Below are 16,148 nucleotides of genomic sequence, written 5' to 3'. Positions count from 1 at the left end.
CTTCCCCGCATGCGATCGGGTGAAGGGCGTCTTCACCTCGTGGCATGCGGGGAAAGCCGTCCTTCAGCTTTTCTGCCGGGGCACGGCGGCGACGGCGCCGACGGGCGAGAACGACGGGCCACCGTCGTCGGACAGATAGACCTGGGCGGCCCCGACGTCGAAGTACATCCCGGTCAGGTGCAGTTCGCCCCGTGCCTCCGCCTCGGCGATCAGCGGGTAGTCACGCAGGTGGTCCAGCTGCTGCAGCACGTTCTGCAGGGCCAGCTGGTTGACCTCGGACTCCGGACGCTCACCGTCGAGGGTCACCGAGACCTTGCTCTCGGCGCTCGGTTCGGCGTGCCGCAGCCAGGAGGCCAGCATCGGCGCGCCGTCGGGGGCACCGGTGGCCAGCGCCTGCATCGCTCCGCAGCCGGAGTGCCCGCAGACCACGATCTCGCGCACCTTCAGCACGCCGACGGCGAACTCGACGGTGGCACCCATCGACGGATCGGCCTGGCGGGCGGGCACCAGGTTCCCGATGTTGCGGACGGTGAACAGGTCGCCGGGACCACTGGTGGTGATCATGTTCGGCACGATCCGGGCGTCGCCACAGGTGATGAACAGGGTGTGCGGCGACTGGCCGCCCGCCAGCTTGCTGAGCGCGGGCTGCATGAGCGCGGCGGTGCGCCGCTGGAACTCGGTCGCGCCGCGCAGCGTCGGACCGCCGCGCTGGCCGGGCACCTCGACGTCCTTGGCCTGCCAGTCCGACCAGGGCGCGAGGAACCGGGGCACCGAACGCACCGCGGCCGTCCTGGACAACGTGGGATCACCGGACTTGCCGTTGGCGAACCACGGATGCCCGACCTCGTCGACGATCACCTCGCCGCCGGCGCGCTCGTGTCCGTGCTGCCAGTTCGAAAGGCTCTCGAAGGCGGCGTGATCGAGGTAATCGACGACAAGCTCCAACGTCACCTTCGCGCCGTTGGGCACGGTCGCGAGCACCCGGCTGAGCCTCGGCACCGAAAGGAACGTCAGGACGCCCTCGACGACGACGCGCCACTCGTCACCGTCGCGTTCGGCGTGGATCCCGGACCACACCGTGCGGCGCAGCATCAGCAGCACCGACAACGCGATACCGAGCAGCACACCGGTGAGCAGGTCGAAGACGACGACACCGGCGAGTGTCACCAGGTACAGGCCCAGATCCCCGTGTTTGAGGACCACCTTGATGTGCCCGGGGTTCACCAGCTTCGCGCCGACGTGGACGAGCAGCCCGGCCAGCGCCGCGAGGGGGATGTTCTGGATGAGTCCGGCGAACGCGGCGACGAACACCAGGATCCAGACGCCGTGCAGGATCGCGGAAGCGCGGGTGCGGGCACCGGTGGCGACGTTGGTCGAGCTGCGGACGATCACGCCGGTGACGGGGAGGCCGCCCAGCGCGCCGGAGGTCATGTTCGCGGCACCCTGGCCGATCAGTTCGCGGTCGAGGTTCGAGCGCGGCCCGGTGTGCATCTTGTCGACCGCGACGGCCGACAGCAGGCTTTCCACGCTGGCGATCAGCGCGATGGTGATGACCGCGAGGGTGAACGCGCCCCAGCCGGTATCCGGGAATTCGGGGGCGAAACGGATGTTGAGCAGGTCGCCGGGCAGTTCGACGCGGGGCAGGGTCATCCCGGCGACGACGGACAGCACGGTCGTCAGCGCGATGGCGGCCAGTGGGCCGGGGATCTTCCGGACGGATGCGGGCAGCCGCGGCCACACCAGCAGGATGACGATGGTGAGCACGCCGATCAGCGCGGCGGTGTCGTGGTGGCCGATGATCTGCGCGGGCAGCTGGGCGATGTTCGCGAGCGCGGAACTCTGCGCCGATCCGCCCAGCACTACGTGGAGCTGACCGAGGACGATGGTGACGCCGATGCCGGCGAGCATGCCGTGCACGATGGCAGGCGAAATCGCGAGTGCCGCGCGGGCGATCCGGCTCAGCCCGAGCAGGATCTGCAGCGCGCCGGCGGCGACGGTGATGGCGCAGGTGGTCGCCCATCCGAAGGTCGCGATCGTTTCGACCATGATCACCGTCAGTCCGGCGGCCGGACCACTGACCTGGAGCGGGGAGCCGCCGAGCGCACCGGCGACCACACCGCCCACGACGGCCGCGATCAGCCCCGCGACGATGGGCGCCCCCGAAGCGAGCGCGATCCCCAGTGAGAGCGGGACGGCGACAAGGAATACCACCAGCGATGCGGGCAGGTCGTGCCGAAGGACGGCGCGAGGTTGGAAGTTCTTTAACGTGGCCAGCATGATCACCAGGAAACTGGTGATTTGTCCGCTATGCACCACCTGATCGAGTGAATATCGTCCCGCAGAGGGGTGGTGTGGCCCACTTTCGGGCTGCATTGTTACCCCGAGATGTCCCCGGCGTTTCGAACGACCTCCGGGCTCTCACGTGCTGGGATCGATGACGGAGGGTTGGGGGTCCCTGATCCTCCGTTGATCAGCGCCAGGTCGGCCATGGCCTTCGACAGATCCCGAGCGGGGAGGAATCCGGACGTCCAACGGCCGGAATCTTCCCCGCTCATCCAGGCCGAAGATCGACGATGAAGGAATCAGGCCCCTAAAGAGGGTGGGGTGAGGGGTATGTGGAGATAGGGACACTCAACGTCCCTATCTCCACACATCCCCTCTGGACCTGGTCGTCACAGGGACTGTCGCGCGGGACCGTGTGGAGTTCGGGTACTTACGAACTCACCGGCGAAGCAGCCGAAGTGAACGACCTGTGCGCCGCGTCGAGCAGGTACACGTTCGCCTTCCCGACGTCGAAGTACATCCCCGTGAGCCGGAGTTCACCGCGCGCCAGCGCGGCGTCGACGACCGGATACGAGCGCAGGTTCTCCAGTTGCTGCACCACGTTGTGCAGGGCGAGCTGATCGGCCTCGCGATCGGGACGGGCGCCGTCGAGCAGCACCGGCCCTTCGCTTTCCCTGCGCCGCAACGTTTGTTCGCCGTGCCGCAGCCAGCCGCCCAGCCGCACCAATCCGGCGGGCGCGTCCCCGAGCAGCGCCTTCATCGCACCGCAGCCGGAATGCCCGCACACCACCACTTCCCGCACTCGCAGCAACCCGACGGCGTACTCGATCGCCGCCCCCACCGAGAAATCCGCTTCGGTACTGGCGTGCGGGACGAGGTTTCCGATGTTCCGCACGGTGAACAGGTCCCCTGGCCCGCTGGTGGTGATCAGGTTCGGCACGATCCGCGCGTCACCACAGGTGACGAACAGCGTATGCGGCCGTTGCCCGTTGGCCAGTCCGTCCCAGGTTCGCCGCAGCAGCGGCGCCGTCCGCCGCTGGAACTCCGAAGTACCGCGGCACAACGGGACACTGCCGCCGCGCTGACCCGGCAGTTCGAGATGCTCCGCCTGCCATTCCGACCACGGCGCGAGCCAGCGCGGCACCACCCGTGACGCGACGCCGCGCCGCACGGTCGGCACGCCCGCCTTGCCCCGTTCGAACCACGGATGCCCGATCTCATCGACGATCACGACTCCCCCGGCGCGCTCGTACGCGCGCTGCCAGCCGCGCAGGCAGTCGAAAGCAGCGTGGTCGAGGTAGTCGACGAAGAGTTCGAGTGTGACTTCGGAACGCTCGGGGACTCCGGCGAGGACGGTCGTGAGCCTCGGCACGGAAAGGAAAGTGAGCGCGCCCTCGATGACGACACGGGTCCGCGCGCCGTCCGGTTCGACGTGGATGCCGGAGAACAGCATCCGGCGCAGCATGAGCACGAGCCCCACCGCGATCCCCGCCACGACGCCGGTGAGCAGGTTGACGGCGACCGCGCCGGTCAGCGTCGCGAGGTAGACCGGCAGGTCGCCGTGACGGCGGACTTCGCGAAGGCTGGTGACGTTGACGAGTTTGGCGCCGACGTAGACGAGGAGCCCGGCGAGGGCGGCGAGCGGGATCAGCCGCAGCGCGCCGGTCAGGAACAGGCAGCAGCCGAGGATCCAGGCACTGTGCAGGATCGCCGACATCCGGGTGCGGGCGCCCGCTTCGAAGTTGGTCATGGTGCGCACGACGACGCCGGTGACCGGGAAGCCGCCGAACGAGCCGGCCGCGACGTTCGCCAGTCCCTGTCCGATCAGTTCGCGGTTGAGGTCGGTGCGCGGCCCGTCGCGCAGTTTGTCGACGGCGAGGGCCGACAGCAGGCTTTCCAGGCTGGCGATGAGCGCGATGCTGAGCACGGCGGCGGCGATCGCCACCCAGGAACCGGACGGCGCTTCGGGGACGAAACCCAGCCCTGGCAGGCCGTTCGGGAGGTCGACGCGCGGCAGGTCCATCCCCGCCGCGACGGAAAGGCCGGTGGCCACCGCGACGGCGGCGAGCGGACCGGGGACGCGGCGCACCGAAGCCGGCATCCGGGTCCACGCCAGCAGGACACCGACAGTGACCACGCCGACCAGCGCGGCCTGGTCGTGGTGGCCGACGAGCTGACCGGGCAGCGCGAGGACGTTCGCGATCGCGGAACCCTGCGCCGCTCCGCCGAGTACGACGTGCAGCTGGCCGAGGACGATGATCAGGCCGATTCCGGCGAGCAGGCCGTGCACGATCGCCGGCGAGATCGCCAGCGCGGCCCTGGCGACCCGGCTGACGCCGAAGAGGATCTGGACCACGCCCGCCGCGGCGGTGATGGCGCAGGTGGCGGCCCAGCCGAAGGTGGCGATGGTCTCCGCGAGGACGACGGTCAGCGCGGCGGACGGGCCGCTGACCTGAAGGGCGGAACCACCGAAGAGGCTCGCGACGAGTCCGCCGACGACGGCGGAGACGAGTCCGGCGAGCAAGGGAGCTCCGGCGGCGTGTGCGACGCCGAGCGAGAGAGGGACGGCCACGAGGAAGACGACGACCGAAGCCGGGATGTCGTGGCGCAGGTTCTTCAGGAGGGTCGATGTGGGGTTGCGGCGGCCCGGAGGCCCGGTGTCGTGCTCGTCACCAACGATGTCGATCATGGGGGCAGGAAACCGGATCGACGCGCAAAAGTCTGCTATGCAAAGGATTCTCAGGTTTGCTTGCGCACCGAAGAACTAGGACGTAGCGGCGTTTTGCGACAAACCGCCCACGGACGCTCCCGATCGGACTCGCCCGTTCGCCTGACCAAGATCAACCGATGATCACGCACTGTACCGAGCGTGGCCTTCCCGGTTTCCTGTGGCTGCCGTCACACTCTTTGGGCTGAATTTGCCGTTTTTACGCTTTTTGTGCGGCCGCCACCATTGCGGAAGTGATCGCCGCGAGGTCGTCGGCGTCGGAAACGTAGGGCGGCATCGCGTAGATCAGGTTCCGGAACGGCCGCAGCCAGACCCCGTTGGCGGTCAGGACCTCGGTCGCCACCGCCATGTCCACCGGATGGTCCAGTTCCACCACGCCGATGGCGCCGAGCACCCGGACGTCGGCGACCGAAGACAGCTCGCGAGCGGGTTCGAGCCCGGCTTTCAGCGCGGCCTCGATCCTCGGGACGTCGGATTTCCACCCGCCTCCGGCCAAGATCCCCAGCGAGGCGTTGGCCACCGCCGAGGCCAGCGGGTTGCCCATGAACGTCGGCCCGTGCGCGAGCACCGGCAGTTCGCCGCGCGAGATGCCGTCGGCGATCCGCGGCGTGCACAGTGCCGCCGCCATCGTCAGGTAACCGCCCGTCAGCGCCTTGCCGAGACACAGGACATCGGGGGTCACCCCGGCGTGTTCGGCGGCGAACATCCGGCCGGTGCGGCCGAATCCGGTGGCGATCTCGTCGAAGATCAGCAGGACGTCGTTGGCCTCGGTGATCTCCCGCAACGCGCGCAGGTACGCGGGCGGGTGGAACCGCATTCCGCCGGCACCCTGCACGACCGGCTCGACGATGATCGCGGCCAGTTCGCCCGCGTGCCGTTCGACCTCGTCCGCGAGCAGCTCGAGGTACGCCGGATCCGGTTCGTCGTCGAACGCGCCCGGTGGCTTGGGCAGGAAGAGCTGGTCCGGCAGGATCCCGCGCCACAGCGAATGCATCCCGCCATCGGGGTCGCACACGCTCATCGGCGTGAACGTGTCGCCGTGGTACCCGCCGCGCCAGGTCATCAGGCGCCGCTTTTCCTTGTGCCCCAACGACTGCCAGTACTGCAAGCACATCTTGACGGCGACCTCGACCGACACCGAACCGGAGTCGCACAGGAAGACGTGCCGCAGTCCGTCCGGGGCGAGGTCCACCAGGGTCTTGGCCAGGGTGATGGCCGGTTCGTGGGTGAGCCCGCCGAACATGACGTGACTCATCCGGCCGGCCTGGTCGGCCAGCGCCGCGTCCAGCACCGGGTTCCGGTAGCCGTGGATGGCCGCCCACCAGGACGACATGCCGTCGATCAGCTCACGGCCGTCGTCGAGGGTGAGCCGCACCCCGCTCGCCTCGCGGACCAGCAGGGACTCGATCGGGCTGGGCATCGGCCCGTACGGGTGCCAGACGTGTTCCGCGTCGAGGGCGAGGAGTTCTGCGGCGTCCATCCCGCGACCCTACGACACGCCCTGCTCAGCGCAGCAGCACAGGGAGGGTCTTCAGCCCGTGGACCAGGGCGCTTTCCCGCCACCGCAAGGTTTCCGGCTCGGCGTCCAGGCTCAGCCGCGGGAACCTCTCCAGCAGACCGCGCAAGGCGATCTCGGCCTCCAGCCGGGCCAGCGGGGCACCGACGCAGTAGTGGATGCCGTGGCCGAAGGCGAGATGCCCGTTCGCCGATCGTTTGACGTCCAGCCGGTCCGGGTCTTCGAACCGCTCGGCGTCCCGGTTGGCGCCGAGCAGGGAGACCAGCACGAACTCGTCCGCCGGGATCTCGACGCCGCCGACCGTGACGGGCTCGCTGGTGAACCGGATGGTCGCCAGGTGGATCGCGCCGTCGTAGCGGAGGAACTCCTCGACAGCGCCCGGCAGCAGCGCGGGATCGGCGCGGAGCGCGGCCAGCTGATCGGGTTCGCGCAGGAGGGCGAGGGCGCTGTTCGCGATCAGGTTGACCGTCGTCTCGAATCCGGCGACCAGCAGAAGGAACGCCATCGACAGCAGTTCGTCCCCGGAGAGCGAATCGCCCTCGTCACTGGCGTGGATCAGGCCCGAAAGGAGATCTTCGGCTGGCTTCGCGCGCTTCTCGTCGATGAGGTCGACGAGATACGCGTGCATCTTCGCCGCCGCGGCTTGGAGTTCCTCCGGCGTCGACCAGGCGAGCATCGTATTCGACCACGTCGCGAACGCCGGCTGGTCGCCCGCGCGCACGCCGAGCAGTTCGCAGATCACCCGGATCGGCAGCGGAACGGCGAAAGCGGGCAGCAGGTCGACGCGCTCCGCGTCGCCGATCCCGTCCAGCAGTTCCGCGGTGATCTGCTCGATCCTCGGCCTCAGCCGGGAGACGGTGCGCGAGGTGAAGGCCTGGTTGACCAGTTTGCGCAGCCGCGTGTGATCCGGCGGATCCAGGTTGAGCATGTGCCCGTTCAGGGCGCGCATGGCGTCGTCACCGCCGGATTCGAAGCCGTCACGTTCGAAGAGCCGCCTCACCTGGGCGGTGTCCTTGCGCACGCGGGGATCGGCGAGCACGGCGCGGGCCTCGGCGTAACCGGTGACGATCCAGGCTTCCAGGCCGCGTGGCAGCCGGACCTTGCGGGCCGGGCCCTCCTCCCGCAGCAGCGCGGAGATCCGGTGTGGGTCCTGGAGAAGATCCTCGTTCAGGTGCTTCGGTTCTCCGGCTGACTGCATCGGTACGCCTCCCCCGGCGCGCCGGTCAGCGTTCGGCCAGCGCGGCCACCACTCGCTCGGTCACTTCGGTCCAGTATGCCCGCTGTTCTTCCCGCTCGTCGGCGCCCGCGAGCCATTCCTGGTGGAAGCGGAGCGTGGTCTTCTGCTCGGTGCCACTCACCGTGATCTGCAGGGTGGAGTCGTGATCCCAGTCCTTCGGCCGCCAGGTCAGCCGGAGCTTGTCGCCCTCGGAACGGCCGCGGATCTCGCCGGTCGTCCCGTTGGCCGTCTCGTAGGGCGCGCCCAGTTCACGGCCGAGGTCGGCACCCGGGCCGAGCCAGATCTCCACACCCTCGCGTCCGACCAGGAAGTCCCACACCTGTGCGCCGCTGTACGGCACGGTTTGGGAAACGCCTACCTGCCAACCACTTCCGGCTGTTTTGGCCACTGCTCTCGTCACCGGCCCATCCTCCCACCGGGTGTACCGTGCGAGGTTCACCGGTCCGGGTGGAGGATCTCTTTCTGTGCGCTACCGTCCGATTTCTCCCGCTCTGCTGGTCTCCGAACTGACCGAACGCATCACGGCGATCACGGGCCGCCGCCGGATCGCGGTCGCCGTCGACGGCGCGGCCGGTGCGACCAACACCACAGAACTCGCGGACGCCCTGGTCGATCCCCTGCGGGTCGCCGGTCACGCGGCGTTGCGGGTCTCGGCGAACGACTTCCTCCGCCCCGCGTCCCTGCGCTTCGAACGCGGCAAGGAGGACCCCGACGCGCGCTACACCGACTGGCTGGACCTCGGCGCCCTGCGCCGCGAGGTGCTCGACCCGCTCGCCGAGGGCGGCAGCGGACGGGTCCTCCCGTCGCTGTGGGATCCGGTGCGCGACCGCGCCACTCGCGCCGAACGCGTCGAACTTCCCGAAGGCGGCGTCGTCCTGCTGGACGGTGAGTTCCTGTTCGGCGCGGGGCTCGCGTTCGATCTGAGCGTGCACCTGTGGCTTTCACCCGCCGCGCTCAAGCGGCGGGTGCCCGACGAATGGGCACTGCCCGCCTACGAGCGCTACGAAGCCGAAGTCGACCCGGTGGCGTTGGCCGACATGGTGATCCGCGTCGACGACCCGAACCACCCGGCACGCTACGAACCCTGACGGCGCTCGCCGTCACCGCACCGCCGCGACCGGATCGCCGTCGAGCAGGCCGGAAAGCCTGCTCGCCATGGTGTCCCACCGCCAGTGTTCGGCGACCCATTCACGGCCGGCGGCCCCCATCCGCCGCGCCCGCACCGGATCGGCCAGCAACGCGGCCAGCGTCTCCCGCAACTGCTGTTCGTCACGGCCGTCGACGACGTGCCCGGTGACCTCGTCCAGCACCGTTTCCGGTGCCCCGCCGGAATTCCCGGCGACGACCGGCAGCCCGGTCGCCGAAGCCTCCAGGTAGACGATGCCGAGTCCTTCGACGTCGAGGCCCTTCCCCCGCGTCCTGGCCGGCATCGCGAAGACGTCACCGGCGTTGTAGTGCGCCGGCAACTCCTTCCACGGCACCGATCCGGTGATGACCACGTTGTCTTCGACACCCAGCGCCTCGACCAGCCCGGTGAGCGTCTTGCGGTACGGGCCGCCGCCGACGAGCAGCAGCGCCACGTCCGGGAGCCGCCTGCGGAGTTCGGGCAGGATCTTGATCAGCATGTCCTGGCCCTTGCGCGGCACGAGCCGCGAAACGCACACGATCGTCGGACGGTCGCCGAGACCGTGCCGATCGCGGATCTCCTTGCCCGCGGCGGGATCGGGACGGTACAGGGCGGTGTCGACGCCGCACGGGAGCATCTCCAGCCCCGCCATCGGGCCGAAAGCGGCCGAGAACCGGGACCGGGTGTACTTGCTGACATAGGTGATCACGTCGACGGTGTCGCCGATCCGCCGCAACGCCTGCCGTGACCCCGGAAGCATCGACCAGCCGACCTCGTGACCGTGCGTCGAGGCCAGGACGCGGCGGGCACCCGCCGCGCGCAGCGGATGCCCCAGCAACGCCAGCGGCGCGGCCGCGCCGAACCAGACGGCCTCGCAGTCGCGGGCCCGCATGATCTCCTTGGCCCGCTTGAGCACGTCCGGTGTCGGCAGCATGAGGGACGTCGGATGACGCACCACCTCGAACGGGCCGGCGGCGTCGAACTCGGTGTGCGAGCCGGTACTCGATTCCCAGGACGGCGCGTACACGACGAGATCGTCCGCTGGCAGGCGGGTGGCCAGCGAGTTCAGGTAGTTCTGGATACCGCCTGGCCGGGGCGGGAAGTCGTTGGTCACCAGCAGCGTCCTCAGCACCCCTGCAGGCTACTTGGCCCCCGGCACGCGAAAGGGGCGGCACCGCCCGCGCGGTACCGCCCCTTTCACAGTCCCTGTGACGGGACGAAGGTTCCTTCGTCAGGCCGTCGGGCGACGGGCCCCGACGTAGTTGTTCTGCAGCGGCGACACCTTGACGACGTCACCGGAGGTCGGCGCGTGCACCATCATGCCGTTGCCGACGTACATGCCCACGTGCGAGACGGGCGAGTAGTAGAACACCAGGTCGCCCGGCTGAAGCTGCGACTTCTCGACCGGAGCGCCGAAGGTGGACTGCTGACGGCTCGACCGCGGCAGCGAAAGACCGGCCTGCTTGTAGGCCCACTGCATCAGACCCGAGCAGTCGAACTGCGACGGACCTGTCGCACCCCACACGTACGGGCTGCCGAGCTTGCTCTTCGCGGCGGAGAGCGCCGCCGCGGCAGCGGGGCCGGGAGCGGGCAGGTTGGGGAACGCGCCACCCTTGTCCTTCTGGGCGGCCTTGTCCGCGGCGCTCAGGTTGCCGCCGGCCCGCTCGATTTCCTTGAGCTGGTCGTTCAGCGTCTTCTGCCGCGCCTCGATGTCCGTCGTCAGCTTGGCGGCGGCGTCACGGGCGGCGGTGGCCGCCGCCTGCGCGTCCGCGGCCTTCTGCGCGGAAGCCGCGGCCTGGGCCACGGCGCCGCTCAGGTTGTTCAGAGCGGTGTTCTTGTTCGCGGCAAGGACCTCGAGCGCCGAGGAGCGGTCCAGGAAGTCCTGGGTCGACGCGCCCGACAGCAGCGACGACAGCTTGTTCAGCTGCACACCGCTGGTGAACGACGCACCGGCGAACTTGTTGACCTCGGCCTGGAACGTCTTCTCGTCACCGGCGGCCTTGACTCCGGCGTCCTTGGCCGCCGCGGCGTCCGCGGTGGCCTTGTCGAGCTCGCCCTGCTTAGCGGCGAGATCGTCCTTCGCCTTCAGGAGGTCCTCGTTCGCCTTCTCCGCCTGCGCCGCGAGGTCGCGGTACTTGGCGAGCGCGTCCGAACCGGACGGGGGCTGTTGTTGGGCGGGGACTGGGGCAGCGGTGGCGGAAGGCTGAGCGACCGTTACTGCGGTGATCACCGCGGCCGCGGCCAAAGCTCCTGACACCACGCGCTTGACTGGATGCGACTGCACGGTCGCGCGTGTCTCCTTTGCTGTCGGCCACTGACTCCGGAACCCGGGACGAAGAGGTCGGGGGCCCTCTTCCGTGGAGCCGCGTCGCCGGCCGTGAGGCCCGCGCGGTTCTCCGCGTTCCCACCCGGCACCTGGCCGACTGCTATCGCAACAGGTTTGGCGCCCGGCTGGTTCTGGTGCAACTCCCCGACAAAGCTGCTTCAGTGGCGATCCCGTGTCGCCGTCTGGCGACGACTTCCGGCCACGAGATCTCGGACAGGTTACGAAACCACAGGCACCACGTCCACCACGCCGACCGCAAAAACTCTCCGTGATGCGCCGAAACACCTTCGGACCAGCATGAGCGGAAAGTTGTGACGGGCGTTACATCCTGGGGACCATTACGACTACCTACCGTTCGCCCGCTCGGATCGACCACTCGTCGAATGCCCCGGTCGCGGCGTGTCTCAGGCCGTCATCCGCCGCTCTCGCTCGACCGTCCGGACCATCCGGAGACGCGGGATCATCCCCGCTTCCGCGAGCACGTCGACCGCTTTTCGCTCGTCGGCGTCCCATTCGAGCGACGGGGGCGCGCCGAGGAGGACGCTGACGACACAGTCATGACATGCGTCACCCCGGACCGCGCAGCGATCGCAATCGATGACGAACGTCTCTATATCCGCTATATCGGCGACAGCCTTGTCGTCCATATCGGGCTCCCTCACATTCAGTGGTGAGGTGCACATTAAGAGCGACCACCGACAGTTTCGGCTGCCGCGACGTGGGCCGCCGTCCGCGGTACATGAAGGAGGCCTTCAGGTACTCGACCGGTTCTAAACCCGGCTGAGCCTCGACACCAGTACCGCCGACGGCACCGGATGCGCGCCCTTCCGCCGCACCGAGTCCGCCACCGCCCGGTCGGTGCTCGCGACCACCATCGGCCGCCCTGGCGGCTCGGCCGCGACCAGGGACCGGATGACGTCGTCCGCGAGCACGCCGCGTTCGGAGAACAGCACCCGCACGCCGCGCGGCACCGCCGCGGGTACGGAAAGCACCCCGGCGCCGTCGAATACGACGGTCACCTCGGCGCTGGTCCGCGCGGCCAGCGCGGAAAGCTGGTGGATCAATCGGTCGCGCTGGTCGGAAAGCGCCAATTCCGGATAGCCGGTCTTCGTGACGTTGTAGCCGTCGACGATCAGGTGCACGTTGGGCAGCGCGAGATGCCGGTCGAGCGCGGTGACGTCCTGGATCTTGCCGCCCGCGCCCAGCCCCGACGTCGCGCCGCGGACCATGTCCGCCGGGCGCTGACCCCTCGCGCTCACCGAAAGTTCCCGGCGCAACCCGCCGACGGCGCCTTCGATCGTGTCCAGCAGCAGCCCGAGCCTGACCTCGTCGGCCTGACGCGCCTCGCGAGCGGACTGGCGGGCGATCTCGGCGTCCGTGACGGCCTTCTCCGCCCGCGCCTTCTCTGCCGCGACTCGCTGCCTCTCACGGTCCAGCTGGGCCTTCAGCGCCTTGACCTCCTCGGCGCGCTCGGCTCCGCCGCTCTCCAGTTCGGCGCGGGCCTCCGCGACCGCGTCCTTGGCCTGACGCAGCTGGACTCCTTGCTCTCGCAGGCGTTTCAGCAGTTTCTCGACCTCGGCTTCGCGTTCACCCCTGGCGTTACCCGCGGTCTCCTTGGCCTCGCGCAACTCTTCGCGCAGCTGGGCCAGTTCGGCCTCGAGCCGCTGGTTGCGGGCCAGCGCGGCATCACGTTCGGCGCGTAACGCCGTCTCGTCGGCGTTCTTCGCCACCAGCCGGACACGTCCGGCAGCGCCCGCCTCGCCGAGGAGCACGGCGGCGGCCGCGGCGGCGACGGATTCGGGGGCGTTCGGGTCGAGGGCGTCCTTGCGGTGGTCGCGCAGCCATTCGGTGACCGCGACCCGGAACTGCGACGACTCCCCCAGCGCGGCGAGCAACGCCGTCCCGCCGAGTTTCGCGCGTTTCGCGGGGGCGAACTTCGCGACCGGGCGCAGTTGCCTCGGCACGTCGGCGACCGGCAGTTTGCCGACGGCGGCCGCGGCGAGCTCGGCGATCCGCTCGCGTACGGGCTCCGGCAAGGCCGTCCAGCCGTCGGCCGGGACCTCTTCGGACTCCTCGTGCCCACCTGCCGACGCCACGACACCCGAGGGTCCGCCGGTGGCGTCCTCGGGCAGTTCGGGCACTGCGGGCTGCGGCTGCATCGCTCCAGCGTAGGCCCCACGGGCTCGGGGCGCGCTGGATGGGACGGCGTGCGACGATCCCGGGATTGTCGGTGCCCGCCCCTACTGTGCCCGATCATGGACACCGGACGGCGGCCCGGCGCGGCGCAACTCGCCTTCGACGAACTCGGAACCCCCTTGCGGGACACCACTTTCGTCGTTTTCGACCTGGAGACCACCGGTACGAAACCCGGTCCGGACGGGATCACCGAGATCGGCGCGGTCAAGGTCCGCGCCGGCGAGATCCTCGGCGAGTTCGCCACCTTCGTCAACCCGGGGATGCCGATCCCGCCGCAGATCGTGGAGCTCACCGGCATCACCGGCGCGATGGTCTACGACGCTCCCCGGATCGATCGCGTGCTGCCGGCGTTCCTCGAGTTCATCTCGGGGGCCGTACTCGTGGCGCACAACGCCCCCTTCGACACCGGCTTCATGCGCGCGGCCTGCGAAGGCCACGGGTACCGCTGGCCGAAGACGGCCGTCGTCTGCACGGTCCGGCTCGCCCGCCGGGTCATCTCCCGCGACGAGACGCCCAGCTACCGGCTTTCCGCGCTGGCCGCGCTGTTCGGCGCGCGGACGACGCCCAACCACCGTGCCCTCGCGGACGCACGGGCCACAGTGGACGTCCTGCACGCGTTGCTCGAACGCGTCGGCAACCTCGGTGTTCACACCCTCGAAGAACTACTGGACTACCTGCCCGAGGTGACCCCGGCCCAGCGCCGCAAACGTTCGCTGGCCGAACACCTGCCGTCGCGGCCCGGCGTCTACCTGTTCCGCGGCCCCAGCGACGAGGTCCTCTACGTCGGGACGTCGTCCGACCTGCGCCGCCGGGTCCGGCAGTACTTCACCGGCTCGGAGAGCCGGGGGCGGATCCGGGAGATGGTCGCGCTGGCCGAACGGGTCGACGCGGTCGAATGCGCGCACGCGCTGGAGGCCGCGGTCCGGGAGCTCCGGCTGATCGCCGCCCACCGCCCGATGTACAACCGCCGTTCCAAGAACCCACGCAACGCCTGGTGGGTCGCGCTGACCGAGGAGGCGTTCCCCCGCCTGTCGGTGGTCCGCATGCCGCGAGACGGGATGCTGGGGCCCTTTCGCAGCCAGACGGACGCCCGGTCAGCCGCGGACACCCTCGCCGGCGCCTCCGGGCTGCGGACGTGCACCCAGCGCATCTCCGCGACCGCGCCGAACGGCAAACCCTGCGTTCTCGCCGAATTAGGGCGCTGCGGCGCGCCCTGCGCGGGGCTCCAGACGGTCGAGGAGTACCGGCCCGGCGTACTGGCGGTGTCCGGGCTCATCGCCGGGACGGACGGGCGGCCGCTGCGGGCCGCCGCCGATCAGCTGGCCAGGCTCGCCGCGGCCGAACACTACGAACAAGCCGCCCAGCACCGCGATCAGCTGGCCGGGCTGATCCGCGCGGTCGGCCGGGCGCACCGGCAGTCGGCGCTGGCGGGTATCCCGGAACTGATCGCGGCGGGGCCGGACGGCAACGGTGGCTGGGAACTGGCGGTGATCCGGCACGGCAGGCTTGCGTCGGCGGGGGTCGCGCGGCGCGGGGTGCCGCCGATGCCGGTGGTCGAGATGCTGGTGGCCTCGGCGGAAACGGTGCTCCCCGGCCCCGGCCCGCTCTTCGGCGCGTTTCCCGAGGAGGTCCGCATCCTGTTGCGCTGGCTGACCCGCCCCGGCGTCCGGCTCGTGCGCACCACGCACCCCTGGGCGGAACCGGCCGCCGTGGCGGGCGGCTGGCAGGAATGGCTGGATCTCGCGGCGAGCGCGACGGCGTTGGAACAGGTGGCGGGCTAGGATCGCGGCGACGGAATCATCAACGTAGGAGGACCCCCGTGATCACCGCGATCGTGCTGATCCAGGTCGAAGCCGATGCGATCCCCGAAGCGGCCCAGGCGATCGCGGACATCGCCGGGGTCCGCGAGGTGTACTCCTGCGCGGGCGACGTCGACCTGATCGCTTCGATCCGGGTTTCGGCCCACGAGGACCTCGCGGATCTGATCCCGGCGAAGATCGGCAAGATCCCCGGTGTGCTGAGCACCGTCACGCATATCGCGTTCCGCTCGTACTCGAAGGCCGACAGCGAGTCCGCGTTCGACATCGGCGTCGAAGGCGCCTGAACCCCTCAGGGGCTCTCCGCCGGCAACAGGGCCCGGCAAAGTCGCGATCTTGCAGGTCAGGCGGCTATTCCTGCATTGTCACGGGCCGTGCACCAGTGGCGGAGCTTGATCAACGGAAGATCAGGGACACTCAACGTCCCCGATCCTCCGTTGATCAAGGTCGAGCCGGGGTAGGGCAGGCCTGATTCTGGACGCCAGTGGGCTTCAGTGTCCACAAGGGACACCGCCAGCCGATCGACTGTCCGATTGATGCCGCTCTATACGTTTCCGTGCGGGGTCGTGAGTGTTAATGAGGGTTATTGAGGGGTAAGGCAAACATGGCGTGATCGCCTCGCTGACGTGAAGGCCCCCTTCCCTACCCTGAAGGTAGCGAAGGAGGCCTTCGCGGACTGGTCGCAATCAAGGACTCCCCACTGAGACAGTGGGGCCTCCTTGACTGTCCACAGGGGACACCATTGGACGACTTCATGTCCGATTAATGCCTATATTTACGGTTTCGAAGGGGGTCGTGAGTGTTAGTTAGGGTTAGAACCCTACTTCGCACTCACGACCCGCTCCGCGAAACCACGCATACCGCCCAAGTTGGACACTTACCCGTGCAAATAGGGTCCTTTGTGGACAGACCAGTCGCC

General features: G+C 69.4%; 12 protein-coding genes. 3 read left to right on the top strand and 9 right to left on the bottom strand.

Going from position 1 to position 16,148, the window contains the following annotated elements:
• Positions 1 to 63 precede the first annotated feature (63 nt).
• The 5 genes from ACZ7KI_RS31920 to ACZ7KI_RS31900 form a co-directional block, all read right to left on the bottom strand.
• Positions 64 to 2,277 (bottom strand): SulP family inorganic anion transporter, encoded by a 2,214-nt coding sequence (locus tag ACZ7KI_RS31920; protein ID WP_470276748.1) that lies wholly within the window; start codon positions 2,275 to 2,277, stop codon positions 64 to 66.
• Positions 2,278 to 2,713: 436 nt separating this feature from the next.
• Positions 2,714 to 4,972, bottom strand: coding sequence for a bifunctional SulP family inorganic anion transporter/carbonic anhydrase (locus ACZ7KI_RS31915; RefSeq protein WP_470276747.1), 2,259 nt, complete (start codon positions 4,970 to 4,972; stop codon positions 2,714 to 2,716).
• Between the two features lie 238 nt (positions 4,973 to 5,210).
• Positions 5,211 to 6,491 (bottom strand): adenosylmethionine--8-amino-7-oxononanoate transaminase, encoded by a 1,281-nt coding sequence (locus tag ACZ7KI_RS31910; protein WP_470276746.1) that lies wholly within the window; start codon positions 6,489 to 6,491, stop codon positions 5,211 to 5,213.
• Positions 6,492 to 6,516: 25 nt separating this feature from the next.
• On the bottom strand, positions 6,517 to 7,725 hold the full coding sequence (locus tag ACZ7KI_RS31905) for a cytochrome P450 family protein (RefSeq protein WP_470276745.1): 1,209 nt from the start codon (positions 7,723 to 7,725) through the stop codon (positions 6,517 to 6,519).
• A 25-nt stretch (positions 7,726 to 7,750) separates the two neighbouring features.
• A complete protein-coding gene (locus ACZ7KI_RS31900) occupies positions 7,751 to 8,104 on the bottom strand; it encodes an SRPBCC domain-containing protein (protein WP_470276797.1) in 354 nt (117 codons plus the stop codon).
• A 124-nt stretch (positions 8,105 to 8,228) separates the two neighbouring features.
• Between ACZ7KI_RS31900 and ACZ7KI_RS31895 the strand changes: the two genes are divergently transcribed.
• A complete protein-coding gene (locus ACZ7KI_RS31895) occupies positions 8,229 to 8,852 on the top strand; it encodes a nucleoside/nucleotide kinase family protein (protein WP_470276744.1) in 624 nt (207 codons plus the stop codon).
• A gap of 12 nt (positions 8,853 to 8,864) precedes the next feature.
• On the opposite strand, the gene ACZ7KI_RS31890 is transcribed toward ACZ7KI_RS31895, so the two are convergent.
• The 4 genes from ACZ7KI_RS31890 to ACZ7KI_RS31875 all read right to left on the bottom strand — a co-directional run bounded on the left by ACZ7KI_RS31890 (position 8,865) and on the right by ACZ7KI_RS31875 (position 13,375).
• Positions 8,865 to 10,022, bottom strand: coding sequence for a glycosyltransferase family 4 protein (locus ACZ7KI_RS31890; RefSeq protein WP_470276743.1), 1,158 nt, complete (start codon positions 10,020 to 10,022; stop codon positions 8,865 to 8,867).
• A 99-nt stretch (positions 10,023 to 10,121) separates the two neighbouring features.
• Entirely contained in the window at positions 10,122 to 11,174 is a 1,053-nt protein-coding gene (locus ACZ7KI_RS31885) for a C40 family peptidase (RefSeq protein ID WP_470276742.1), read from the bottom strand.
• A gap of 446 nt (positions 11,175 to 11,620) precedes the next feature.
• A complete protein-coding gene (locus tag ACZ7KI_RS31880) occupies positions 11,621 to 11,863 on the bottom strand; it encodes a hypothetical protein (protein ID WP_470276741.1) in 243 nt (80 codons plus the stop codon).
• Between the two features lie 123 nt (positions 11,864 to 11,986).
• Positions 11,987 to 13,375, bottom strand: coding sequence for an NYN domain-containing protein (locus ACZ7KI_RS31875; protein ID WP_470276740.1), 1,389 nt, complete (start codon positions 13,373 to 13,375; stop codon positions 11,987 to 11,989).
• A 96-nt stretch (positions 13,376 to 13,471) separates the two neighbouring features.
• Between ACZ7KI_RS31875 and ACZ7KI_RS31870 the strand changes: the two genes are divergently transcribed.
• Together ACZ7KI_RS31870 and ACZ7KI_RS31865 are read left to right on the top strand one after the other, a co-directional pair.
• The gene (locus ACZ7KI_RS31870) at positions 13,472 to 15,193 is read left to right on the top strand and encodes a DEDD exonuclease domain-containing protein (protein WP_470276739.1); all 1,722 of its coding nucleotides are present in this window, start codon (positions 13,472 to 13,474) and stop codon (positions 15,191 to 15,193) included.
• A gap of 38 nt (positions 15,194 to 15,231) precedes the next feature.
• Entirely contained in the window at positions 15,232 to 15,516 is a 285-nt protein-coding gene (locus ACZ7KI_RS31865; RefSeq protein WP_470276738.1) for an Lrp/AsnC family transcriptional regulator, read from the top strand.
• The last annotated feature ends 632 nt before the right edge of the window (positions 15,517 to 16,148 follow it).

Source organism: Amycolatopsis sp. NPDC039088, from assembly GCF_055598845.1.
The sequence above is the reverse complement of the archived record's forward strand: the minus strand, read 5'-3'. Positions and strand labels throughout refer to the sequence as shown.